The 24,306-nt window shown below is 26.9% G+C and carries 27 protein-coding genes; 12 read left to right on the forward strand and 15 right to left on the reverse strand.

Annotated elements, in window-relative coordinates; translation table 11 throughout:
• Positions 1-1,370 (reverse strand): metallopeptidase TldD-related protein (locus AC8IGH_RS01700; RefSeq protein WP_507418988.1); only part of this gene is annotated, 1,370 nt, incomplete at its 3' end.
• An 89-nt stretch (positions 1,371-1,459) separates the two neighbouring features.
• Between AC8IGH_RS01700 and coxB the strand changes: the two genes are divergently transcribed.
• The 7 genes from coxB to thrC all read left to right on the forward strand — a co-directional run bounded on the left by coxB (position 1,460) and on the right by thrC (position 8,322).
• Positions 1,460-2,290, forward strand: a complete 831-nt coding sequence (gene coxB, locus AC8IGH_RS01705) for a cytochrome c oxidase subunit II (protein ID WP_507418989.1) — start codon at positions 1,460-1,462, stop codon at positions 2,288-2,290.
• Positions 2,291-3,889, forward strand: coding sequence for a cytochrome c oxidase subunit I (gene ctaD, locus AC8IGH_RS01710; RefSeq protein WP_507418990.1), 1,599 nt, complete (start codon positions 2,291-2,293; stop codon positions 3,887-3,889). It abuts the gene before it with no gap.
• Positions 3,890-3,898: 9 nt separating this feature from the next.
• Complete coding sequence (locus AC8IGH_RS01715) at positions 3,899-4,816, forward strand: heme o synthase (RefSeq protein WP_507418991.1); 918 nt, start codon at positions 3,899-3,901, stop codon at positions 4,814-4,816.
• A 103-nt stretch (positions 4,817-4,919) separates the two neighbouring features.
• Positions 4,920-5,468 carry a cytochrome c oxidase assembly protein gene (locus AC8IGH_RS01720; RefSeq protein ID WP_507418992.1) on the forward strand — a complete coding sequence of 183 codons (549 nt, stop codon included), beginning with the start codon at positions 4,920-4,922 and terminating at the stop codon, positions 5,466-5,468.
• On the forward strand, positions 5,468-6,262 hold the full coding sequence (locus tag AC8IGH_RS01725) for a cytochrome c oxidase subunit 3 (protein WP_507418993.1): 795 nt from the start codon (positions 5,468-5,470) through the stop codon (positions 6,260-6,262). Before AC8IGH_RS01720 ends, AC8IGH_RS01725 begins: the two co-directional genes overlap by 1 nt.
• A gap of 9 nt (positions 6,263-6,271) precedes the next feature.
• Positions 6,272-6,922, forward strand: a complete 651-nt coding sequence (locus AC8IGH_RS01730) for an SURF1 family protein (RefSeq protein ID WP_507418994.1) — start codon at positions 6,272-6,274, stop codon at positions 6,920-6,922.
• Positions 6,922-8,322 carry a threonine synthase gene (thrC, locus tag AC8IGH_RS01735; RefSeq protein ID WP_507418995.1) on the forward strand — a complete coding sequence of 467 codons (1,401 nt, stop codon included), beginning with the start codon at positions 6,922-6,924 and terminating at the stop codon, positions 8,320-8,322. The genes AC8IGH_RS01730 and thrC overlap by 1 nt, the downstream gene beginning before the upstream one ends.
• On the opposite strand, the gene rnhA is transcribed toward thrC, so the two are convergent.
• The 3 genes from rnhA to ispH are packed head-to-tail and all read right to left on the reverse strand — an operon-like array spanning position 8,306 to position 10,649.
• A complete protein-coding gene (rnhA, locus tag AC8IGH_RS01740; protein ID WP_507418996.1) occupies positions 8,306-8,740 on the reverse strand; it encodes a ribonuclease HI in 435 nt (144 codons plus the stop codon). The two genes, thrC and rnhA, sit on opposite strands and share 17 nt — an antisense overlap.
• Complete coding sequence (locus tag AC8IGH_RS01745; RefSeq protein WP_507418997.1) at positions 8,740-9,699, reverse strand: homoserine kinase; 960 nt, start codon at positions 9,697-9,699, stop codon at positions 8,740-8,742. Before AC8IGH_RS01745 ends, rnhA begins: the two co-directional genes overlap by 1 nt.
• Positions 9,699-10,649: a 4-hydroxy-3-methylbut-2-enyl diphosphate reductase gene (gene ispH / locus AC8IGH_RS01750; RefSeq protein WP_507418998.1), complete on the reverse strand. Its 951-nt coding sequence runs from the start codon at positions 10,647-10,649 to the stop codon at positions 9,699-9,701. The genes AC8IGH_RS01745 and ispH overlap by 1 nt, the downstream gene beginning before the upstream one ends.
• A 151-nt stretch (positions 10,650-10,800) precedes the next feature.
• On the opposite strand from ispH, the gene AC8IGH_RS01755 reads away from it, so the two are divergent.
• The gene (locus tag AC8IGH_RS01755) at positions 10,801-11,034 is read left to right on the forward strand and encodes a CDGSH iron-sulfur domain-containing protein (RefSeq protein ID WP_507418999.1); all 234 of its coding nucleotides are present in this window, start codon (positions 10,801-10,803) and stop codon (positions 11,032-11,034) included.
• On the opposite strand, the gene AC8IGH_RS01760 is transcribed toward AC8IGH_RS01755, so the two are convergent.
• The 8 genes from AC8IGH_RS01760 to AC8IGH_RS01795 are packed head-to-tail and all read right to left on the reverse strand — an operon-like array spanning position 11,031 to position 17,095.
• Entirely contained in the window at positions 11,031-11,528 is a 498-nt protein-coding gene (locus AC8IGH_RS01760; protein ID WP_507419000.1) for a F0F1 ATP synthase subunit B family protein, read from the reverse strand. The genes AC8IGH_RS01755 and AC8IGH_RS01760 overlap by 4 nt on opposite strands.
• The gene (locus tag AC8IGH_RS01765) at positions 11,521-12,096 is read right to left on the reverse strand and encodes a F0F1 ATP synthase subunit B (protein WP_507419001.1); all 576 of its coding nucleotides are present in this window, start codon (positions 12,094-12,096) and stop codon (positions 11,521-11,523) included. Before AC8IGH_RS01765 ends, AC8IGH_RS01760 begins: the two co-directional genes overlap by 8 nt.
• A gap of 34 nt (positions 12,097-12,130) precedes the next feature.
• A complete protein-coding gene (locus tag AC8IGH_RS01770) occupies positions 12,131-12,358 on the reverse strand; it encodes a F0F1 ATP synthase subunit C (RefSeq protein ID WP_029205835.1) in 228 nt (75 codons plus the stop codon).
• A 24-nt stretch (positions 12,359-12,382) separates the two neighbouring features.
• Positions 12,383-13,117, reverse strand: a complete 735-nt coding sequence (locus AC8IGH_RS01775) for a F0F1 ATP synthase subunit A (RefSeq protein WP_507419002.1) — start codon at positions 13,115-13,117, stop codon at positions 12,383-12,385.
• A 4-nt stretch (positions 13,118-13,121) separates the two neighbouring features.
• Positions 13,122-13,394 carry an AtpZ/AtpI family protein gene (locus AC8IGH_RS01780; RefSeq protein WP_507419003.1) on the reverse strand — a complete coding sequence of 91 codons (273 nt, stop codon included), beginning with the start codon at positions 13,392-13,394 and terminating at the stop codon, positions 13,122-13,124.
• An 8-nt stretch (positions 13,395-13,402) separates the two neighbouring features.
• Positions 13,403-16,045, reverse strand: coding sequence for a chromosome segregation SMC family protein (locus tag AC8IGH_RS01785; RefSeq protein ID WP_507419004.1), 2,643 nt, complete (start codon positions 16,043-16,045; stop codon positions 13,403-13,405).
• Positions 16,042-16,647 (reverse strand): thioredoxin domain-containing protein, encoded by a 606-nt coding sequence (locus AC8IGH_RS01790; RefSeq protein ID WP_507419005.1) that lies wholly within the window; start codon positions 16,645-16,647, stop codon positions 16,042-16,044. Before AC8IGH_RS01790 ends, AC8IGH_RS01785 begins: the two co-directional genes overlap by 4 nt.
• Positions 16,648-16,654: 7 nt before the next feature.
• Complete coding sequence (locus AC8IGH_RS01795) at positions 16,655-17,095, reverse strand: DciA family protein (protein ID WP_507419006.1); 441 nt, start codon at positions 17,093-17,095, stop codon at positions 16,655-16,657.
• A gap of 4 nt (positions 17,096-17,099) precedes the next feature.
• Between AC8IGH_RS01795 and AC8IGH_RS01800 the strand changes: the two genes are divergently transcribed.
• Positions 17,100-18,149 carry an A/G-specific adenine glycosylase gene (locus AC8IGH_RS01800; protein ID WP_507419007.1) on the forward strand — a complete coding sequence of 350 codons (1,050 nt, stop codon included), beginning with the start codon at positions 17,100-17,102 and terminating at the stop codon, positions 18,147-18,149.
• Positions 18,142-19,341, forward strand: coding sequence for an FAD-dependent monooxygenase (locus tag AC8IGH_RS01805; protein WP_507419008.1), 1,200 nt, complete (start codon positions 18,142-18,144; stop codon positions 19,339-19,341). The genes AC8IGH_RS01800 and AC8IGH_RS01805 overlap by 8 nt, the downstream gene beginning before the upstream one ends.
• On the opposite strand, the gene AC8IGH_RS01810 is transcribed toward AC8IGH_RS01805, so the two are convergent.
• From AC8IGH_RS01810 to AC8IGH_RS01820, 3 genes are all read right to left on the reverse strand, one after another.
• Complete coding sequence (locus tag AC8IGH_RS01810; RefSeq protein ID WP_507419009.1) at positions 19,325-20,395, reverse strand: site-specific DNA-methyltransferase; 1,071 nt, start codon at positions 20,393-20,395, stop codon at positions 19,325-19,327. The genes AC8IGH_RS01805 and AC8IGH_RS01810 overlap by 17 nt on opposite strands.
• 76 nt (positions 20,396-20,471) lie before the next feature.
• Positions 20,472-21,062 carry a ribonuclease HII gene (gene rnhB, locus AC8IGH_RS01815; RefSeq protein ID WP_507419010.1) on the reverse strand — a complete coding sequence of 197 codons (591 nt, stop codon included), beginning with the start codon at positions 21,060-21,062 and terminating at the stop codon, positions 20,472-20,474.
• On the reverse strand, positions 21,062-21,724 hold the full coding sequence (locus tag AC8IGH_RS01820) for a uracil-DNA glycosylase family protein (RefSeq protein ID WP_507419011.1): 663 nt from the start codon (positions 21,722-21,724) through the stop codon (positions 21,062-21,064). The genes rnhB and AC8IGH_RS01820 overlap by 1 nt, the downstream gene beginning before the upstream one ends.
• 4 nt (positions 21,725-21,728) lie before the next feature.
• Here AC8IGH_RS01820 and AC8IGH_RS01825 point away from each other — a divergent pair, with 4 nt between their 5' ends.
• Together AC8IGH_RS01825 and AC8IGH_RS01830 are read left to right on the forward strand one after the other, a co-directional pair.
• Positions 21,729-23,450, forward strand: coding sequence for a tetratricopeptide repeat protein (locus tag AC8IGH_RS01825; RefSeq protein ID WP_507419012.1), 1,722 nt, complete (start codon positions 21,729-21,731; stop codon positions 23,448-23,450).
• Positions 23,428-24,303, forward strand: a complete 876-nt coding sequence (locus AC8IGH_RS01830) for a 4-(cytidine 5'-diphospho)-2-C-methyl-D-erythritol kinase (RefSeq protein WP_507419013.1) — start codon at positions 23,428-23,430, stop codon at positions 24,301-24,303. Before AC8IGH_RS01825 ends, AC8IGH_RS01830 begins: the two co-directional genes overlap by 23 nt.
• Positions 24,304-24,306: the final 3 nt, after the last annotated feature.

Consider the following 24,306-nt stretch of genomic DNA (forward strand, 5'->3'; position numbering starts at 1 on the left):
CCAACGGGCACCCATTGTCCATTCTTTCCGCAAGTTCCAACTCCAGCATCTAGTTCCATATCATTACCAACCATCTTAACTTTTGTCAGAACATCAGGACCATTGCCAATTAATGTTGCACCCTTTAATGGTTTGCCAATTTTTCCATTTTTAATTTCATAAGCTTCTGTGCAGGAAAAAACAAATTTACCATTTGTGATATCCACTTGTCCGCCACCAAAAGCAACAGCATAAATTCCTTTATCAACTGATTTAATTATTTCATCAGGATGATATTTTCCAGAAAGCATATAAGTGTTTGTCATGCGAGGCATTGGGATATGTTCAAAACTTTCTCTACGACCATTTCCTGTTGGTTGGACGTTCATTAGTCTTGCATTCAATCTGTCATGTATATAATTTTTTAGTATTCCTTTTTCGATTAGAACAGTTTTATTAGTTGGTGTTCCCTCATCATCAATAGTGATTGATCCTCTTCTATTCTCAATTGTTCCATCATCGACAACAGTTACTTGCTCATCAGCTATTTTTTGTCCCATTAAATTTGAGAATGCTGAAGTTTTTTTTCTATTAAAATCACCTTCTAGTCCATGTCCAATTGCTTCATGAAGAAGTATGCCAGGCCAACCAGGTCCAAGAACTACTTTCATTTCACCAGCAGGAGCGTCAACGCTTTCAAGATTAATTAATGCCTGTTTTAGCGCAATATCGCAAACTTTTTTCCAATTTAATTCAGTAATATATTCATCCAATATTTTTCGACCACCGGTTCCATAGCTTCCAGTTTCTTTTCTTCCATTTTTTTCAACCATTACTGAAACATTAAATCTAACAAGAGGTCTTTTGTCCGAGTAACTTTGATTGCCAGGTCTTATAATTTCTACTTGTTGGTATTCAGAAAATATTGAACTTGAAACTTGCTTAACATAAGGATTTTTAGATCTTAAATATTTATCAATTTTATTTAATAGATCTATTTTTTCAGAAAAGTTTTTTGCTTCTATTGGATTAACGTCGGTATAAAGATATTTATTAGTTTTTTTTGGTCCAGAATTTATTTTTCCAGAATAATTTTTATTAGCATCTAATATTATTTTTGCTGACTTTTTTAGAGATTCTTCTGTTAATTCATTGGAGTGAGAGTAAGTTGTTACATCATTATTTACAGATCTTAAACCGTAGCCTTTACTAGAGTCGTAACTTGTATTTTTGATTTTACCATCATCCAATACTAATGATTCAGAAACTGTAGATTCTAGGAAAAGTTCACCATCATCACACTTAAAAAGAGTATTATTAACTATTGTTTCTGCTGACTTTTTTGAAATTGAATTTTCTTCTGAAAAAAACTCATTTAAATTTGGGTTCATTTTTAGATAAATTGTCGCAAATTTTTTGTATATATTTGTGTTAATAATATAGTTAAATAACTAAATTTACATAGTATATCTTTAAATTAATGACTAAAAAATTACTTAAAAAATTTTATTTATCTTTAGTACTTTTTGTAACTCCAGGGACATTATTTGCGAGAGACAATTGGCAAATGGGATATAACGAGTCAGTTACTTCTGTAATGGATGATATTGTTCATCTTCATGATCGTATTTTACTTCCCATAATAGTTGCAATTTCTGTTTTTGTACTTTTTTTACTTTTGTATTCAGTTATACGATTTAGAGCTTCAAAAAATCCAACACCTTCTAAAACATCGCATAATACTTTTATAGAAATTTTATGGACAGTTATTCCTTGTTTAATTTTAATAGTGATAGCTGTTCCATCATTTAGATTGCTTTATAAACAAGATGTAATTCCAAAGGCTGATGTTACTATTAAAGCAATAGGTTATCAGTGGTATTGGGGATATGAATACCCAGATCAAAATATTGCATTTGAAGCTAACATGGTTGAGACAAAAAATTTAAAGCCAAATCAACCAAGACTTTTAGAAACAGACAATCATGTGGTTGTTCCAGTGAACAAAGTTGTTAAAGTTTTAATTACAGCGAATGATGTGTTGCATGCTTGGGCAGTTCCATCTTTTGGAGTAAAAAGAGATGCTGTTCCAGGAAGAGTCAATGAGACCTGGTTTAAAGCTGTAAAAGAAGGAGTATATTATGGACAGTGTTCAGAGTTATGTGGGTCTAGACACGCATTTATGCCAATCACGGTAAGAGTGGTTTCAGAAAAACAATATAATGATTGGCTTAGTGAGGCTAAGAAAAAGTTTGCCAAGTATCCAGAAAATAACATTGTTGCAGAAAATTTAACAAAGGAGAAAAAATAGATGGCTACCGCAAGTTCTGATCATTCACATTATCCAAGTTTTTGGACAAGATGGTTATTTTCCACAAATCATAAAGATATTGGAACTTTGTATTTAATTTTTGCAATTGTTGCAGGAATTGTTGGGACAACCTTATCTATTTTGATGAGAATGGAACTTATGTATCCAGGAGACGGAATTTTAAAAGGTAATTATCATCTCTACAATGTTCTTGTAACGGGTCATGGTTTAATAATGGTTTTTTTTATGGTGATGCCAGCCATGATAGGTGGTTTTGGAAACTGGTTTGTTCCTTTAATGATAGGAGCTCCTGATATGGCATTTCCTAGAATGAATAATGTCTCTTTTTGGCTATTGCCTGCTGCATTTATTTTATTAATTGTTTCTATTTTTGTAGAAGGTCCCCCTGGTGGAGCTGGGGTTGGAGGTGGTTGGACAATTTATCCTCCGTTATCTTCAAAAGCTGGACAACCAGGACCTGCTATGGATCTTGCAATATTAAGTTTGCACCTTGCTGGAGCTTCATCAATTCTTGGGGCTATTAATTTTATAACTACTATTTTTAATATGAGAGCTCCTGGAATGACGATGCATAAAATGCCTCTGTTTGCATGGTCAATTTTAGTAACTGCATTTTTATTATTGTTATCTTTACCAGTTCTTGCTGGAGCGATTACAATGTTATTAACTGACAGAAATTTTGGAACCGCATTTTTTGAACCTAAAGGAGGTGGGGATCCAGTTTTATTTCAACATTTATTTTGGTTTTTTGGACATCCTGAAGTTTATATTATGATCCTTCCAGGCTTTGGAATGATAAGCCATATTATTTCAACCTTTTCAAAAAAACCTATCTTTGGATATCTTGGTATGGCTTATGCGATGGTCTCAATTGGAGTTGTAGGTTTTGTTGTTTGGGCTCATCATATGTACACGGTTGGTTTAGGTGTAGATACAAAAGCCTACTTTGTATTTGCAACTATGATTATTGCTGTGCCTACAGGTATTAAAGTTTTTTCATGGATCGCTACAATGTGGGGAGGTTCAATTACTCTTAAAACACCAATGCTTTGGGCTGTTGGTTTTATATTTTTATTTACTGTTGGTGGAGTTACAGGAGTTGTTCTTGCTAATGCTGGAGTTGATACTTCATTTCATGATACATATTATGTGGTGGCCCACTTCCATTATGTTCTTTCTTTAGGGGCAGTATTTTCGATATTTGCAGGATTTTATTATTGGTTCGGTAAGATGTCCGGATACGAATATTCGGAAGTTTTAGGAAAAATACATTTTTGGCTAACATTTATTGGAGTTAATTTAGTTTTCTTTCCTCAGCATTTTTTAGGTTTAGCTGGAATGCCAAGGAGATACGTTGATTATCCAGATGCTTATGCTGGATGGAATTATATTTCATCAATTGGTTCTTATATCTCTGGTTTTGGAGTTTTAGTATTTTTAATCTTAGTCGCTCATGCATTTATTAGAGGAAAAAGAGTTCCTGATAATCAATGGGGAGAAGGGGCAACTACATTAGAATGGACTTTAAGTTCACCGCCTCCATTCCATCAGTTTAACGAACTGCCTAAAATTAAATAATTAAATAAAGTGTATAAAACTACCTTTGCTAATTATCAAAAGAGTAAAAATATTTTAGTTCTTAAAAATTTTTATAATTTGATGAAACCAAGAGTAATGTCTCTTGTAGTTTTTACGGCCTTCGTTGGTTTGATTATATCAAATAAGCAAGTAGATTTTTTAACATCAGCTTTAGGATTGTTTTTTGTTGCATTAGGCGCGGGGGCAGCTGGAGCTCTTAATATGTGGTACGATTCAGAAATTGATGCAGTGATGTCACGCACTTGTTTAAGACCAATTCCTCTTGGTAAAATTTCAAATTCTCAAGCATTATCTTTTGGAATTATTCTAAGTCTTATTTCTATTGCTGGATTGTATTTAGTTTCAAATATTTTATCAGCTTCAATACTAGCGATCACCATTGGTTTTTATATTTTTATTTATACAATTTGGCTAAAGAGAAGAAGTGTTCAAAATATAGTAATTGGAGGTGCCGCAGGAGCATTTCCCCCAGTTATAGGTTGGACTATTGCAAATAACAGTTTATCGATTGAGCCAATAATTTTATTTTTAATTATATTTTTTTGGACGCCATCTCACTTTTGGTCGCTATCTTTATATAAATCTGAAGATTATAAAAAAGCGAAAATTCCAATGCTTCCGGTTGTGTCAGGTATAGATTTTACTAAAAAAAATATTTTTGCTTATGCACTTTTATTATTTCCAATAACTATATTACCATTTTATTTTAATTTTGCTGGTTTAGTTTATTTAGTTCCAACTGTTATTTTAGGAGCCTTCTATATTTGGTTAACTTTTAAACTATTAAAAGCTAGTAACAAAAAAGATATAGGAAAATTTTCAAAAAAAATATTTGCTTTTTCAATTTTATATTTATTTTTAATTTTTACTCTATTGTTAATTGAAAGTTTTGTTGGATTTTTTTAATGAATAAAAATTATATTACTGCAATTATTTTATCGTTACTTGTAATATTCTTTTTTATATTCACAATTTTAAATATTGGGAATGGAATACTTGTAAGACCCTTATGAGTTTACAAACTAAAAATAAAATTAATCCTATCTATTTAGTACTTATATTTTTTATAATGTTAGGACTATCTTATGCCTCTGTTCCACTTTATGAATTATTTTGTAAAATAACTGGATTTGGGGGAACTACAAAATTTTCTAAGCAAGTTCCAAGTATTATTATTAACCATAATGTTACAACTAGATTTGATACTAATGTTTCAAAAGGTTTATTTTGGGAATTTAAAGCTGAAAAAATAAAAGAAAATATTAAGCCTGGTCAAGTTTCAACAGTCAAATTTAAAGTAAAAAATTTAGGAAATGAAACATCAACAGCTGTTTCAACTTTTAATGTTACCCCAGATACTGTTGGAAAGTATTTTAATAAAATAAGTTGTTTTTGCGTTGAACAACAAACCTTAAAAGCTAAAGAAACTAAAGAGTTTGAAATGGCATATTTTATTGATCCAAAAATAGTAGATGACTTATCTACAAAGGAGATTAAGGATATTACTTTATCTTATACTTTTTTTGATGTAGCTAATTTTAAAAAGGAGAAAAATTAATGTCAGACAGTCATAAAAAAGGACATGATTATCATTTAGTTGATCCAAGTATTTGGCCAATCGTTTCGTCTTTTTCAGCTTTAATTTTAGCTTTTGGCGCAGTGTATTATATGCATGCCAAATCTTTTTGGTTGTTATTAATTGGTCTGGCTTTAACTCTTTATTCTATGTTCATGTGGTTCAGAGATGTTGTTATTGAAGGTGAACATAAAGGCGATCATACACCAGTTGTTCAAATTGGTCTTAGATACGGAATGACGCTTTTTATAATGTCAGAAGTAATGTTTTTTGTCGCATGGTTTTGGGCTTATTTTGATTCTAGTCTTTTTCCAGATGCAGTTATTGGAGGTGTTTGGCCTCCAAAAGGTATACAGACTCTAGATCCTTGGCATATACCTCTGATAAACACTTTAATTTTGCTTTTATCAGGAACAACCGTAACTTGGGCACATCACTCGCTTTTGGAAAATGATCGAAAAGGATTATTAAATGGGCTTTTATTAACAGTAATTCTTGGAGTTATTTTTACCTCATTCCAGGCTTACGAATATTTGCATGCGGATTTTAAATTAAACTCTGGAATTTATGGCGCTACTTTTTATATGGCCACAGGTTTTCATGGCTTTCATGTAATTGTTGGAACAATTTTTTTAGCAGTTTGTTACTTTAGAGCAAAAGCTGGCCATTATAAACCTGATCATCATTTTGGATTTGAGGCTGCAGCATGGTACTGGCATTTTGTTGATGTAGTTTGGCTATTTTTATTTGCTTCAATATATATTTGGGGAAGTTAACAAATAATTTTGTATAAAATTAAATCATTAGATATATTTTTCTTTTTTTTTATACTTATCATTTTATCTTTAGGAACATGGCAAGTTTATAGATTATATTCAAAAAATAATTTAATTATTAATTTAGAACAAAACTTAAAAAAACAATCTATAGATTTTAATTTAGATATAGATAGAGAATACATAAAAGTTCTAATTAAGAAAAAGCATTTAAAATCAAAAATATTTTTATATCAGCTTAATAAAGGAGAGATAGGTTTTAAAGTTATAGTCCCTTATGAAATTAATAATTCATTAGTAGTTTTAGTAGATAAAGGTTGGATTAGAAAAGATAAGATTAATTCAATAAAAAATACCTTATTTAACGATGATATTATTGAAGGCTATACAAAAAAAATAAAAGAAAAGAATTTATTTACACCTGACAATAATATTAAAGAAGATTTTTTGTACTCAATAGAAGTTGATAATCTTAAGAAATTACTTAATAAGAATATTTATCCCTTAATGATCATTCAAACTTCAAGTTCAAACAAAGATATTATTTTTAATGATTCTGAGGTTCGTTTATCAAATAATCATTTGCAATATGCTATAACATGGTATGGCTTAGGATTAGTTACTATAATTTTTTTTTTATATTATAGAAAGAAAGCTTAATGGAATACATAAGTACCAGAAATAATAAAAAAATTTACAATTTTACTGATACTTTTTTAAATGGTCTTGCCCATGATGGCGGTCTGTATATCCCAAAAAAAATACCTCGTTTATCTAAAATTTTCTTAAAGAGATTATCAAAGTTAAATTATAATGATTTAGCATATGAGATTATAAAGATTTATACGGGCAACACTTTTTCAAATAAACAGTTAAAAAAAATTATAATAAAATCCTATAAAAAATTTAATAGCAAAAATGTGGTTAAATTTTCGAGAGTAAAAAAATTTAATTTAATTGAATTGTATCATGGTCCAACTTTAGCTTTTAAAGACATCGCAATGCAAGTGATAGGAAATATGTATGAAAGTATTCTTCCAAAAAATAAAAATAAAATTAATTTAATTACAGCAACGTCTGGAGATACTGGCGCCGCAGCTATTGATGCTGTAAAAAATAAAAAAAATTTACGAATTTTTATCTTACATCCAAAAGGAAAAGTCTCTGTAACACAGAGAAAGTTAATGACTACAGTAAATTCTAAAAATGTATTTAATATTGCTGTGGAAGGTTCATTTGATGATTGTCAAAGATTAGTAAAATCAATGTTCAATGATTTCCATTTTAGAAGATCAATTAATATGTCTGGAGTTAACTCAATAAACTGGGCAAGAATTGTTGTTCAGATAGTTTATTATTTTTATTCTCATTTTCGCTTATCTGAAAAAAATAAAAAAAGTGTATTTTCAGTGCCAACAGGAAATTTTGGCGATATTTATGCTGGTTATATTGCTTATAAAATGGGTTTACCCATATCTAAATTAATTATTGCAACTAATGAAAATGATCTTTTATATAAATTTTTAAGAAATGGAGTTTATAAACCTTCCAAAGTAAAATTTAGTATCTCTCCGAGTATGGATATACAGGTAGCTAGTAATTTTGAAAGATTAATTTCTTCTTATTATAATAATAATTCTAAAAAAATATCAGAATTAATGAAGCAACTTAATAACAAGGGATTTTATAAAATTGATCAAAATATATTGAAGCGTATGAAAAATATTTTTTACTCTAAGTCAGTGGATGCGAAAGATACTAAGAAAACTATAAAGTTAGTAAATCAATCTAATAACAAAGTATTAGATCCACATTCAGCAGTCGGATTAAATGCTTTGCAACACTATTGTCAAATTCATAAAAAAAAGGATGAAAATTTATTTTCTTTAGAAACAGCCCACCCTGCAAAATTTGGAGAAACTATTTATAAAATATTACGAAAAAAAGTTAACGTGCCTAGTGAAATTAATAAAAATCTTAAAAAAAAAGAATTTTATAAAGTTTTACCTAAAAATTTAGACAGAATTAAAAATTATATTAAAGCTAACTGTTTGCATTAGCGGCATTTCTAGCAAGAAGATCTACTTTATTATTATACTCGTTAATGGAGTGAGCCTTTACCCAGTTCCATGTGATTTCTTTTTTATCAATTAGATTATCTAATTTTATCCAAAGATCTTTATTTTTTACATCCTTCTTATTTGCATTTTTCCAGTTATTTAATTTCCAGTTACTGATCCATTTTTGAATACCATCTTTTACATATTTAGAGTCAGTATAGATCTTAATTTTTTTATTTTGTTTGATTTTTAACAAAGCATTTATAGCTGCTGTTAACTCCATTCTATTATTAGTAGTTTCTTTTTCAGAACCAATCAAAGTCTCTTCTGTATTATTTTGTATAATTAATGCAGCCCAACCACCCTTTCCAGGGTTACCCAGACAAGAACCATCAGTATAAATTATAATTTCATTCATTAAATAAAATATTCATTAAAATTCTTAATAGTTGAATGAAATTCAATTTTTTTAAAGTATTCCATGGGGTCTTTAATTTTAACGTTAGCCTTATTATCGGTATGATAAAAATCATAAAGCCTTGTCAAAAAAAATCTCATTGCAGCTCCCATTGACAGAATTGGTAAATATTTTTTTTCATTTTCGGACAATGTTCTTATCGAAGAATATCCGTCTATTAGATTTTTAGCTTTTGTCATATTAAATGTTGAATTGTTATCAAAACATATAGAGTTTATACAAATTGCAATTTCATAAGCAAAGAAATCGTTACAGGCGAAATAAAAATCTATAATTCCAGAAACTTTATTATTTTTAAAAAATATATTATCAGGAAACAGATCTGCATGAATTATGCCTTGAGGTAGATTTTTTGGCCATTTATCTTTTAAAAGATTTAAATAATTTCTAGTTTTTGTAATTATTGTATTATCTAAATCTATTTTTTGTTTAATAGTTTTTTCCAAAATATCTTTCCAGCTTTCAATAGATAAATTATTTTTCCTATGAATGTTAAATTTTTTTGTTATTTCATGTAACTGAGCTGTTATTTTTCCTATTTCAAAACATTCTTCACTAGTTATTTTGTTTTTTGATTGTCCATCTAAAAAAGTTACTAAGGCTGCATTTTTATTTTTAATTTTATTAATTTTTTCATTATTTTTATTCTCAATCGGTCTTGGACAAGGAAATTTATTCTCGGATAGATTAGATAATAATTTTATAAAAAATGGTATATCATTTTCATTAACTCGTTTTTCATAAATAGTAAGAATGTAATCTTGTTTTAATGTTTTAATAAGATAATTTGTATTTTCTACACCTTCAGTAATTCCTGTATAATCTTTGAATCCATTAATATTGTATTGTTCTAAGAATTTTTCAACTTCTTGATATTCTAATTTAGTATATACAGCCATTATTTAATAAGCATTGTAGGAAGTTTAAAAGAAACGTTCTCAACTGAGGCAATTACTTCTTCAAGTTTAATGTCACTTATATTTTTAATTTCTTTAATTAAATTCTCAACTAATATTTCAGGTGCTGATGCACCAGAAGTTATACCTATGTTCTTTGAATCTTTAATTTTATCAAATGGTAATTCCTGATTAGAATCAATCAAAATACTATCTTTGCAACCAAATTTTTTTGCAACTTCTACTAATCTTTGTGAGTTAGAAGAGCTTTTACTTCCAACAACTAAAAATAAATCACATTTCTTTGCAATTTTTTTTACGGCTTCTTGTCGGTTTGTTGTTGCATAGCAAATATCACTTTTAATTGGTTCTTTTATTGTGGGGTATTTTTTTTTTAAAAGAGATATAATTTCTAATGTATCATCAACTGAGAGAGTAGTTTGTGTGATATATGCAAATTTATTATTTTGAATCTTAGGAAAATATTTTTTTACATCATCTTTATTTTCTATTAATGTGATGTAATTCTTATCTATTTGCCCCATAGTTCCAATCACTTCAGGATGATTTTTGTGGCCAATAAAAATAATATTAAATTCATCTTTTGCTAAAGACTCAGCTTCTCTATGTACTTTTGTTACTAAAGGACACGTTGCATCTATGTAGATAAGATTATTTAATTTTGCTTGATTGATAATTTCTTTCGGAACACCGTGAGCTGAAAATATAACAGGTCTTGATTTATCTTTGATCTCAAAAAGTTCATTAATAAATATTGCCCCTTGTGATTTTAGACTTTCAACTACAAAATGATTATGCACAATTTCGTGTCTTACATAAACGGGTGCTCCAAATTTAGTAATAGTTTTTTTTACGATTTCAACAGCTCGATCTACACCAGCACAAAAACCTCTTGGGCTTGCTAAAAATATGTTTATGATCTTTTTTTCCATAAAGAATTTTAAATTTTGAATTCTGTATTATATGAGTAAATTTTGTAGAGACCAGATTAATAAATACAAATACTATTTAATAATCTAGATTTGCATAAAATTAGTTTTTGTTCATTGAAATAAATTAATATACAAATTATCTTATATTATCATGAAAGAAAAAATTATTAAAAACTCAAAAAAAATTAACCTAGAAATTGGAAAAGATTATTATTGGTGCGCATGTGGTCTTTCCAAAAATGAGATTTTTTGTGATGGTTCCCATAAAACAACAAATTTTGAGCCGATTAAATTCTCAGTTACAGAAGATAAAAATTATTTTTTATGCAGTTGCAAAAAAACTAAAAACAAACCTTTTTGTGACGGTTCTCATTCTAAGAGTTAAGATATTTTAGTTTGTTTTAGTTGATTAAATGTTTTTTCTAGATTTTTTTGATTTATAATTTTAATTTTATCGATATTAGCTGGATCTAGTATTATTCTTCTAACAGCCTCTAATGCAATTTTATTTGAGATATCCTGAATATCTTTTATTGCTTTGATTTTCATTTGTCCTAATTTTTGTTCTAAAGATTTTTTTTTATGAATCATTAATTGTTCAAATTTATTTTCAGATTCTTTTATAAAGTTTTCTGCTTCTTTTTTTTCTGAAGCAAGAATATCTTTACTCTCTTGGTGAGCGTCTTGTACCTTATCTTTATATTTTTGAAGCAACTCTTCACTTTCTGTTTTTAAATTTCTTGTATTTTCAATTTCAGATTTAATCTCATTTATTTTATCATCTAGTAATTTATTAATAACTTGAGGAATCTTTTTATAAATAAGTATTAAACAAAATGTTACAAAAGAGATTGCTACCCAAAATGTTGCATCAAACATACTTGCTCTCTTTCTGGTTTTTAGATATCTCAGAAATTATTGCTTTTAGATTACTGTCGTTAGGTTTTGTTCCAGTTATTTTTTCTATAAGTTCTTTTGAAAATTCCGACGCAATATCTGAAATATTATCCAAAGCTTGCTTTTTAAAATTATTAATTTCATTTTCTACTTTAGTAGTTTCGGTATTTAAATAATTTTCAAATTCTTTTTTTTTAACTGATATTTTTTCGTTAAATTCATTATTCAATTTTGCTGAATTTTCTTTTGAATTTTTTTTAGCCTCGGCAATTATTTTATTATATTCATTATCTAATTTTTGAATTTGATTTTTATTATTTTCCGTTTCATCAATTAGTGATTTTAAAAAACTTGCTCTTTGGTCCAATAATTTAAAAATCTTTGGACTAAAAAATTTGTGAATTAAAAAATATAAGAAACCAAAACATATAACCAACCAGAATATTTGAGATAACCAGAACTCTGGGTTAAGTTGAGGCATTCCTTCATTTGCTGTTGCTTCCTGTTCAAGAAACAAAAGAAAAATAAAAAAAATTATATTTTTTTTCATCAGTTAACTTAAAACTTAGATTTATTTTAAATAGTTAAAATGCAAAAAGTATCAATAATGCAATAACTAGTGCAAATAAACCCGTAGCCTCTGCCAATGCAAATCCTAATAATAATGTAGGAAATTGTTTTTGAGCTGCTGAAGGATTTCTTATTGCTGCCGACAAATAATTACCAAATATAGTTCCTATGCCCACTCCAGCTCCTCCCAACGCGATTGCCGCAAGACCTGCTCCTATTAACTTTGCTGCTGCTACTTCCATTTTTTTCTCCTTTTTTTGTTAGTTTTAGTGATGCATATGTAATGCATCGTTTAAGTAAATACACGATAAAACTGCAAATACATAAGCTTGTAAAAAAGCTACAAGTATCTCTAGAGCTGTTAAAGCTACGGAAAAACTTAGAGGTAACCATCCGCCCAAGATACCTAAACTTACAACAAACCCTCCAAAAACTTTTAACATAGTGTGTCCCGCAAGCATATTTGCGAATAAACGTACAGATAAACTTATAGGCCTACTTAAAAAAGATATTATTTCAATTACTACTAATAAAGGTAATAAAAAAACAGGAATTCCAGACGGAACAAATATCTTTAAAAATCCTAATCCATTTTTTACAAAGCCAACAATCGTAACTCCAATAAATATTACAATAGCAAAAAAAAATGTAATGATCACTTGGCTAGTAACTGTAAATGAATAAGGTAACAAACCAATCATGTTCATTGTTAATATAAATATAAAAAGAGTTAGTATGAATGGGAAATAAGGTTTTGCATCATTGCCGACAGTCTCATTAATCATTTTTGAAATAAAATTAAATACAAGTTCATTAAGAATTTGAATTTTTCCTGGCACAATACTTATTTTTTTTGTCCCAAGGATAAAGAATGTGATAATTAAAATTGAACTAATTAACATGAATAGACTTGAATTAGTAAAAGAAATATCTACTCCATTTATAGATAACGAAGGTCCGATTTTATGAACCTCGAACTGATGCATTGGATTTGTTGCCATAAATTTAGTCTTTATTAATCATTTTTGCAGATCGTACAACATTAAATATACCTGCCACAATACCAACTAATAATAGAATTATTAAAAAAATTGGCTTAGTTCCTAACCATTTATCGATATACCAGCCAATAAAAATTGCGACAAAAACTGCAGCAACTAACTCTGTGCTCATTTTAAATGCTGACCCAATAGAATTATTATTTTTAATTATTTTATCTTTTTTATATTTTTTTTTTATTAATTCTATCTTGGACTTTAGGTCGTCAAATTCTGACATTGAGTAATTTATGCTACCATTTCCTCAGCTTTTTCAAGATCAACAGCAACCAGTTGACTTACGCCTCTCTCAGCCATTGTTACTCCATATAATCTATTCATTCTAGACATAGTCAACGCATGGTGAGTGATAACTATAAATTTTGTTTCTGTAATTTTTGTTAGTTCTTCTATTAAAGAACAAAATCTTGTAACGTTTGCATCATCTAAGGGAGCGTCTACTTCATCCAAAATACAGATAGGAGCAGGATTAATTAAAAATACCGCAAATATTAAGGCCATCGCAGTTAAAGCTTGCTCACCACCAGACAGCAAAGTAATTGATTGTAATTTTTTTCCAGGAGGACTTACTAAAAGTTCTAAACCTGCTTCCAGAGGATCGTCGGACTCTATCAATTCAAGTCTAGCATTCCCTCCTCCAAATAATTTTGTATACACATCATTAAATTTTCTTCCAACTTTATCATAAGCATCAATTAGTTTTTCTCTTCCTTTTTGATTTAATTCGTTAATACTAGATTTTAATTTTAATATTCCAGCTAAAAGATCTTTTCTGTCTTCCATCATTTTATTTATTTGATTTTCAAGATTTTTAGTTTCATCATCCGCTCTTAAATTGACCGCACCCATATTGTCTCTTTCATCTTTTAGAGTCTTTAGTGAAGTTTCTATTTTTTCAATATTTGTTTTTTCAATAGCTAATTTGTCTTGATCATTTAATAGATCATCTATTGAGCATTTAAAATCTTCCTTAACTTTATTTTCTAAGTCTGTAATCTTTACTTTATGATTATCTATAAGTGTTTCAAAACGAACCTTTTTTTCACGTCCAATTAAAACTTTTTCGTTAATATCTGCTAACACCTTATTAATTTCTGCTACCTTATTTTCTGAAATTTCAATTTCAGAACTAATCTTTGCTCGAGCTTCTTCAGTATTTTTTATATTCTCTTGATAAAAACCTTTTTGTTCACCAATTTCACCGGGCTTTATTTGAATTTTAATGATCTCCTTCTCTAAATTTTTTAGTCGAGATATGAGACTTTCTGATTTTGTCTTTGAGTTTTGTTCTAAATTACGCCAGTTATCTGTTTCGGTATCAATACTTTTAATTCTTTCTTTTCTTTTAATAGAATCGTTTTTTATTGTTTCATATTTACTTAGAAATATCGCATATTTTTCTTGTAATTCTTTAATTAAAAAAGTTTTTTGAGTGAATTCGTTTTTTGCATCATCTTTGTTAAAAGATGACAATTGTTCATTATCTTTTTTAATTAGATTGTATAAATCTTCAATATTTTTATATGTTTCTTCGAAGTTAGTTAAAATATTTTTTAAATTATCTTTAATTTTTTGAGATCCAATATTTTCAAGATTATTTATAGTATCGTTTAGTATTATAGATTGTTTATCACTAAAATTTTTAAAATAATTTAAATAATTATTAATAGCATTTTTAATTTCTGCATTGCCAATATTTGCAAATATTTTTTCTGATAAAACTTCAAGCGCTTTTTGTTCGATGTTTAATTCCTCAGAAATTTTTTTAAAATCACTATTAGTTTTATTTTCAATTTCATAATATGTTTTTTCAAACTCTAATATTTTAGTTTTTTCTTCTGTTAATCGTTTGATATTAGAATTTGCATTGTTAATATTAATATTCTCACTTTGAAGATCATCGTTAGAATTTTTTAGATCAATTCTAAGTTTTTCTGCTTCTTCCTTAGTTCTTTGCTCTTGCTTAAATAGGTCTTCATATTCTAAGTTTAGTCTTTGTAGTTTGCTTGTAATTTCTGCAAAATCGTTTCTTAACGGCTTAATTCTTTTATTTTCACTATCTAATAGTTCACTACTGTAATTTTTTTCAATTGTTACTGCGCTAATATCATCATCAATTTCGTTTAAACCCTCCTGACTTTCTTTGAGTTCTTTATTAATTTCCTGGATTTTTAAATATGAAAGTAGAGCTTCATTTTTTTTGATTTCATTTGAGATTGTTTTGTATCTCGAAGCTTCCTCTGCTTGTTTTAATAAATTTCTTAATTGAAGTTCGATTTGCTTCATTATGTCATCAGCTTTTTTTAAATTATTTTCAGCTGCACTTAATCTTAATTCAGCCTCATGTCTTCTGGCATGAAGTCCTCCAATGCCAGCAGCCTCTTCTAATATCGCTCTTCTATCTGTCGGCTTTGCAGTAATTAAAGAACCAACTTTTCCCTGACTTACCATTGACGGCGAATGAGCTCCCGTAGAAAGATCTGCAAATAATATTTGCACATCTCTTGCTCGAACCTCTTTTCCATTAATGTAGTAATTTGAACCTTTGTCTTTTTCTATTCTTCTTTTAATTTCAATTTCAGGAGTATCTCTAAATTGATGAATATTTTCGTTATTATCTAAAAGAATATTTACTTCAGCAATATTTTTAGAAGGACGATTTGAGGTTCCGGAGAATATCACGTCTTCCATTCCACTGCCTCTAAGGCTTTTTGCAGAAGTTTCTCCCATGCACCACCTTAAAGCTTCGACAATATTGGATTTTCCACAACCATTTGGTCCAACGATTCCCGTAAGGCCATCTTCTATTAACAAATGGGTCTTATCAGCAAAAGATTTGAAGCCAACTATTTCTAGTTTTTTAAATTTCATCTCAAAATCTTTGATATTTCTTTTGATAAATTTTCAAAAGTAGGATTTCCTTCATATTTTTTTTCATTAATAATGATAGTAGGAGTTGAGTTAATAGAATATTTTTTTTGACCATTAATTCTATCGTTTAATATTTTTTCTTCCAATTTTTGATCCTTTAAACAGTTAGATAGCTTTTCATTAGATAAATTGAATTTATTAGCTATTAGAAATAATTTTTTATTAATTTCTTGTATTTTGTCTCCTGCAGACCAAACATTTTGATTTTTATAAATCTCATCAATTAGCAAGATACTTGATTCTTTTGTTGAACATCTAACAATTTTTGATGCATTTAATGCTGCAATATCTAATGGAAAATCAACAAAACTAATTTTAATTAAATCCTTACTTGCATATTCCTTTACTAATTTTGGATATATATTTTTATGAAAGTTTGCACAATGTGGGCATGTGAATGAACTATAAATTTTAATTTCTACTCTAGCGTTTTTATTGCCAATAAAGATTTCCTCATTGTTTTGGCCAAAAGAAAAAGTGCTAAATAATATAAAAGTAGAAACGATTAAGATTTTTTTTAAATAATTTTTGACTATGTTCATTATAATTTTATTTATTAAGTTTTAAAAAAATTTCTTTTAAATCTTTACTTTTAATTTCATTTATTTTTTTTAATATATTTTCGCTTAATATGATTTTTTTCTTTTTTATTTCGGAAGAAAATTCTTTAGAAAAGATTTGTATTTTGTTAATAGCATTATATCCTAGAAAGCTATTAATTTTCTCAATAATTTGATCTCTCGAATATTCAATCTCTATCATTATATTTTTGTTAACATTTATTAAGAGAATATTTTCATTATTAATTTTTTTTATTTTTAATGGAACAACATTTTTGAAAATTTTTTCACCAACTATGTTCTTCCAATTCTTAATTATTTCAAAATATACAAAGCCATCTTTTTTTAGTATTTTTTTTGCATTTTCTGGTAATAAACTTTGTAAAGGTCTTAAACCTTGAGTAAATAATTTATTTGAAGATTTATCCATTACCATGAGAAATATTTTATCAAATAAAATTCTTGCTTGGTACGATAATCATCAAAGAGATTTGCCATGGCGAAGATATCGTGGTTTTCACGATAGAATTTATAAAGTTTTAGTAAGTGAGTTTATGCTTCAGCAAACTCAAGTTAAAACAGTGATTCCTTTTTTTAATAAGTTTTTAAAAGCATTTCCTAATTTAAAAAAATTATCTAAAGCGAGGTTAGAAAAAGTCTATAAGTTATGGCAAGGACTTGGATATTATACTAGAGCAAAAAATTTATTAAGCACCGCAAAAATAGTTCAGTCTAAATATAAAGGATTGCTTCCTGCTGACTTTGAGACATTAAAGAGCTTTCCAGGAATAGGTGATTATACTGCATCAGCTATTATGGCTATAGCATTTAATAAAGATTTTATTGGTATAGATGGAAACGTTGAACGATTTGTAGCTAGATTATTTGGTTATAAAAATAATAATAAGAACTTTAAAAAAAATATTTTTTTAAAATTAAAAGAAATTAAATCAAAAGATAATTTTTCTAAATTTGCTCAAGCATTAATGGAGATGGGAGCATTAATATGCACTCCGCAAAATCCAAGATGCTATATTTGTCCCGCAAAACAAAATTGTATTTCATTTAAAAAGAAAGATTTTGATTATAAAATTTTAAATAAAAGAAAAGTTGATACAAAAAAATATTATTTATTATATGCTTTAGAAAAAAATAAAATTTTATTTTCAAGAAATAAAAATAAATTATTAAAAGACTTTGTGAATCTTCCATTAATTAGTTATAAAAAAAACTTATTTGATATAAATTTTAAAAAAAATAATTTTTCATTTGAAGGAAAGCCAAAAATAATCAAAAAAAATTTTATTCATAATATTTCTAATATTAAAATGCTAATAAAAGTTGTTCTTTTTAAAAGAGTTAAAAAAATTAATGATAGCCAGTTTTACTGGATGGATTATAATAGAATAGGAAATTCATTATTATCAAGTTTTTCAAAAAAATTTATAAAATTATTAGAAATAAAAAAAATTAATAATGTTTAAAAAAATTATTATTGTAGGAGGCGGAATTGCAGGATTAACTTTAGCTAATTTCCTTAAAAAAAATAATTTTAATAATTTCAGAATATATGAAAGATTTGAAAAAAAGTCATCAAGACCTACAGGAATTCAATTAACACCAAATGCAGTAAGAATTTTAGATTTTTTAGATTCAAAATTTTTTTTAAATAATAGTTTTCATAGAATTAATTATTTAAGTATTAATTCGATGCATTCTAAAAATTTTATAAATAATTCAGAAGTTAAAATAAATCTTCAGAATATTGTTAATGATAAGATGCCTTATCTAACTTGCGAAAGAAATATTTTAATAAGATTTTTAGAAAAAAATTTATCTGCAAAAGAAATTTTTTATAACAAACAAGTAATTCGGACTGTTAAAGATCATAATATTATTAGGATTAAATTTAATGATGGGTCAGAAGATTATTGCGATTTGTTAATTTCTGCAGATGGGATTTTTTCAAAATCTAGACTAGATAATAATATTATTAATAATACAAATTTTTATGCTTACCGAGGAATAATTAAAAATTTTTATTCAAAATATTCATTAGAAAATGACGTTGTTCGCCTATGGTTAAGTGGTAATAAACATTTGGTTACTTATTATATTAATAATAAGAACGATTTAAGTTTTACAGGAATTAGCAAGTCCTCAAAAAAAATAGCCTACACAAGTGATGATATAAATTATTCAATACCATTTTCAGCTGATCAATTTAGAAGTTTATTTTTTTCAGAAAATAAAGTTTTAAGGGAAACTCTAGATACTTTTCATGAAGTATATCGATGGCCAATATTTTCTCTAAAAAAGAGAGTTTTTTATAGAGACAATCAGATTTTTATTGGAGATTCTTCGCATGGCACTGTTCCTTTTCAGGCACAAGGAGCAGCCTTGGCAATAGAGGATTCTTATGTTTTGTTTGAGCAAATTATTAAGAATGTTACTAATAATTTAGGGATATTTTATTTTAATAAACGTAATAGCAGAGTTCAAAAAATAATTTTTAGATCGCAGCTTAATGTTTTCTTATTTCATTTAAAGAATCCATTTTTTCTTATTTTAAGAAGTGCAATTTTCAAGATAATAGAAAAATCTTTTCTGGCAAAAAAGGTTATGTTTGGTTGGATCTTTAATTATAATCCAAGAAGTTCTAGTTATTTTTTCTGATTTTTTCTCTTAGGTAGTCAAGTGGATATAATTTATTCTCCATTTTAATATGCCAAAAAGACCAGCCATTGCAACTCTCTGTTCCTTGAGCTTTGGCACCAACACTGTGAATAGATCCTGTAATATCTTTATATAGAATACTGCCATCAGCCATTACATGCGCTTGGATTTTATTTTTAGCATCAAATAATCTTAGCCCAGGCTCTATTATCCCGCTTTCAATTAAATAACCAAACGGTATTCTTTTTTCGTTTCTTTTATTTTCTATAGTTTTTAAAAAATTTTCATCAATTTTTTTTATTTTTTTTATTCTTGTCTCTGCAGTTTGGAAATACTCTTTGTTACTCTCAATTCCATAATAGTTTCGTCCTAGTTTTTTAGCAACAGCGCCAGTTGTTCCTGTGCCAAAAAAAGGATCTAGTATAAAATCACTTTTTTTAGTTGATGATAGAATAATTCTGTACAATAAACTTTCTGGTTTTTGAGTTGAATGGACTTTATTTCCTTTTCCATTTTTTAATCTTTCGTTTCCAGTACAAAGAGCTAATTCCCAATCAGATCTCATTTGTTTGTCATCATTAAAACATTTCAAAGATTTATAGTTAAATGTGTATTTTGAATTTTTGTTTTTAGCTGCCCAGATTAATGTTTCGTGAGCATTGGTAAATCTTGTCCCTTTAAAGTTAGGCATTGGATTTTTTTTATTCCATATTATGTCATTAAGAATCCAAAAATCCTCATCTTGAATTACTTTGCCTAGTCTAAATATATTATGGTAAGTTCCGATTACCCATATCGTTCCATTAGGTTTTAAAACTCTTTTGCATTCACTAATCCAAGAAATAGAAAACTCATCATATTGTTTTAAATTATCAAATTTATCCCAATCATCATTAACCGCCTTAACTTTAGAATGATCTGGTCTTTCTAGATTATTTTGTAATTGAAGGTTGTAAGGAGGATCAGCAAAAACGCAGTCAAAAGTTTCACTTGGAATTTTTTTTAATTCTTTTAATGAATCTCCTAAAACGATAGTGTCTCTTTTTATTGTCATACAACTCAGGAGAGAAAATAATATTAGAAGACTCACTCAGTCAACTTATGTCTGCGTATTGATTGTGCCTTGTTTTTTAATTTATCAATAGGTTGTGTATAGGAGAAAAAGTCTTTCTATGATGCTGAGTAATTCCAAATTTTTTAATGGCTTCTAGATGTTTTTTGGTTCCATAACCGCAATTCTTTTCCCAACTATAATTTGGAAACCTTAAAGACAGTTTTTCCATAAATAAATCTCTAGAAACTTTTGCTATTATTGAAGCTGCTGCTATAGAAATGCATTTTTGATCGCCTTTAATAATCGTTCTAATATTTTTATTTGTATCAGGAGAAAAATTTCCATCAACGAGAATAACATGATCCTTAATATTAATTTTTTTTAAAGCTCTATTCATCGCAAGTAATGAAGATTGTAAAATATTTAATTTATCAATTTCTTCAACAGAAGATATGCCAATACTATACTCACATTTTTTTATAAGTTCTTGAAATATTTTTAGTCTTTTAGATTTATTAAGTTTTTTTGAGTCATTTATTCCTTCAGGAAAATTATTTTGATCTAATTTAATAGCGGCTGCAAATACAGGTCCCGCTAAACATCCTCTCCCAACTTCATCAACACCAATTATATTCTTGCCAAATTTAAGATCATTTAAAATATTCATTAGCCCTTAATTATTCTATTTCTAAATTTTTTAAGATCTTCCCATGATAACCTTTTATTTTTAGGTTCTTTTAATAAGCTTTCTGGATCAAAAGTAGTAAATGTTATAAATTTTTCTTTATTAATAACAATTGAATCCCATTTTCCATGAATATCAAGTATTTTTTTATTAGAATTACTAAAAAAGTTAGAAGCAATTTCTCCAAGTAATAAAATATATTGTGGCTTAATGATTTTTAAATGTTTAATTAAAATATCTTTATAAAAATTATGTTTATTATTTATATTAATATCTTGATCAAAATAAATATTAGATAAATAATATTTATCTTTTTCGAGAGATATTGATGATAACATCTTACTTAAAAGTTCGCCTCTAGATCCAGATAAGATTTCTTGATTTTTGATATCATCATCATACGGACAACCGCCAAGTATCATAATTTTAGAATCAGGATTTCCTCTAAAAAAAAAATTATTATTTTTTTTTATATTTAGCTGATTGTTAATTTCTTTAAATAGTTCAGAAACTAAATTTTCTTTATTTATATAAGATTGTTGCTTAGACTTAATAATATCATTGGAAAAATAATTATTAATATTTAAAGTTGAATAGTATTCCAGTAGGTTTATAGTTTTATTACTTAAATATTTTTTAAGCATTCTTATGAATAAAAGATTTTATTACTTAGTAAGTTTATTCCTCTTTATAACAAATTATTCGCATTTGAATGCCAATATTTTAGATAATAAAAAAAGATTGGTTAAAAATTCTAATTATTTTTCTAATTATCTATCTGGTAGTATTTATTTACAAAAAAATGATTTACATAGAGCTTATAATTATTTCGAAAATATTGAAAATTTAGGAATCTATCATTCAGAATTTAATTTTAAATACGTCGAGACGTTAGTTAGCAATGGAAAGATTGAAGAAGCTTATATTTTTATTAAAAAATTAGATAAATCGTATCAGTCGTTATATCCTTTTAATCTTATATTATTTGTTCATGATTTTAAAAAAGAAAGATATTCAAAATTAAAAAACTATATTTCTTTATCTAAACAAAGTTTTAATGATCCTTTACAGTTAGAATTGTACCAAAATCTTGGCTTTTGGGCAGATTTGTCAAATAAAAATACCCAAGATCTAAACGATAAGATCGACAAATCAAATTCTAGTTTTAAAAATGTTTCTTTAGCACAAAAAATTCTAATTAATTTATATTTAGATAATCAGAAAAATATTGACCTACATTTTAACGAAATCTCTAATAAAAAAGAATTAGGTAGGTATAATTATTTTTATTTGTCTTACTATCTGGAAAAAAATAATAAAGATAAAATCAACGATATTATTAATCAAAATCTTGAAATATCTTCAGAAAATTTATTATTTAAACAGCTTTTTTTAGATATTCGTGAAAATAAATTTTATAAAATTGAAAAATTTTATAAGAGAAAAAATATAAATCATGGTTTAGCAGAATTATTTTATTTATTTGCTAACTTTTATCAGAATTACGAACAGACTCAGGTTTCAAATTTTTATTTAAATTTAAGTGAATATTTAAATCCTAATTTTTTATCTAATAAAATTCTAAAAGTTGAAAATCTTATTATATTAAATAACTTAGAACAGTCAGAAAAAGAAATTCAGATCCTTGAAAAACTAGGAAAAGAGTTTTATTGGTATTCTAATTTTACAAGGTTAAGATTTTTATCAAATATTAATACTGAAAAACAAATTAATTTGCTTGAAGATTTTTTGAAAAATAACAATTTTTTTGTATACGAAAAATATTTTGATTTAGCAAATTTTTTAAGAACTAATAAAAACTATTCTAAATCTATTGAACTGTATAATAAATCAATAGCATTAAAAAAGGATACTAAAGATAGTGATTGGATTTATTATTATAATTTAGCTATTAGCCAGGAGCGAGCAGGTGAATGGGAAAATGCAGAAGAAAGTTTTTTACAAGCTCTTAAAATCTCACCTAAGCAGCCTGAGGTTTTAAATTATTTAGCATATAGCTGGTTAGAAAAAAAAATTAATTTAGATAAAGCAAAAGAAATGCTAATTGAAGCTGTTAACCTAAGTAAAGGTCGTGGATATATTTTAGATTCACTTGGCTGGGCATATTTCTTATTAAAAGATTTCGATAAGGCAGAAGAAATTTTGCAGACAGCTTATGAAAAAGAACCTTCCGAGGCTGTTATTTATGATCACTACGGAGATGTTCTTTGGATGAATGGAAAACCAATTCAAGCTAGATACGTCTGGCAAAATGCTATTAAGCTTAAAAATATTGAGCAAGATTTAAAAGAAACTATAAATGAAAAAATAATTTTCGGATTAGATAATGTTGATAAAAAAAAGTCTTAAAGCTTATGGAAAGATAAATCTATATTTAAAAGTAATAAAAAAATTAAAAAATAAATATCATGAAATAGAAACCCTGTTTTGTTTTTTTGATATTTATGATCAGATTTTTGTATCTTCTAATAGAAAATATAATCAGATCATTTTTACCGGAAAATTTTCTAAAGGAATAAGCAAAAATAACAATACAGTATTAAAATTATTTAATATTTTAAAAAAATACCCAAAATTTAATAAATATAAATTTAAAATTAGAATTATTAAAAATATACCTCAAGGCTCTGGATTTGGAGGCGGTTCGGCTGATGTCAGCGCCTTGTTAAATTTTTTTAACAAATATCTTAAACTAAATTTAAAACGAAGAACAATTTCATTAATATGCAATAAAATAGGCTCTGATGTTGAACCTTCGTTAAATACTAATTTTAAGATTCTTTATGGATCAAATAAAAAAATTATAGAATTTAATAAGAAGCCAAAATTTAATTTATTGTTAGTATATCCAAATTGTTTTAATTCTACAAAAAATATCTATCTTTCAAATAAAATATTTTCAAAGAAAGATAATTTAAAAATTAATCTTTTAAAAAAAAATATTTTAAATAAAAATTTTTTATTTAAATTTTTGAATTATAAAGGAAATGATTTAGAGTTGAGTGCTTTTAAAAATAACAAGGCCATATTAAAAGTATTAACTTTTATTAAGAAATTGAAAGGCTGTAAACTAGCTAGGATGACTGGTAGTGGCTCAGCTTGTTTTGCTATTTTTGAGAATAAGTTGCATTTAACCCAAGCTAATCTAGCTCTAAAAAAACGTTATAAAAGTTATTGGATAAGGAAAGCAAAAATAATATAACCT

The organism is Candidatus Allofontibacter sp. (assembly GCF_038145245.1).
Lineage (GTDB): Bacteria > Pseudomonadota > Alphaproteobacteria > Pelagibacterales > Pelagibacteraceae > Fontibacterium.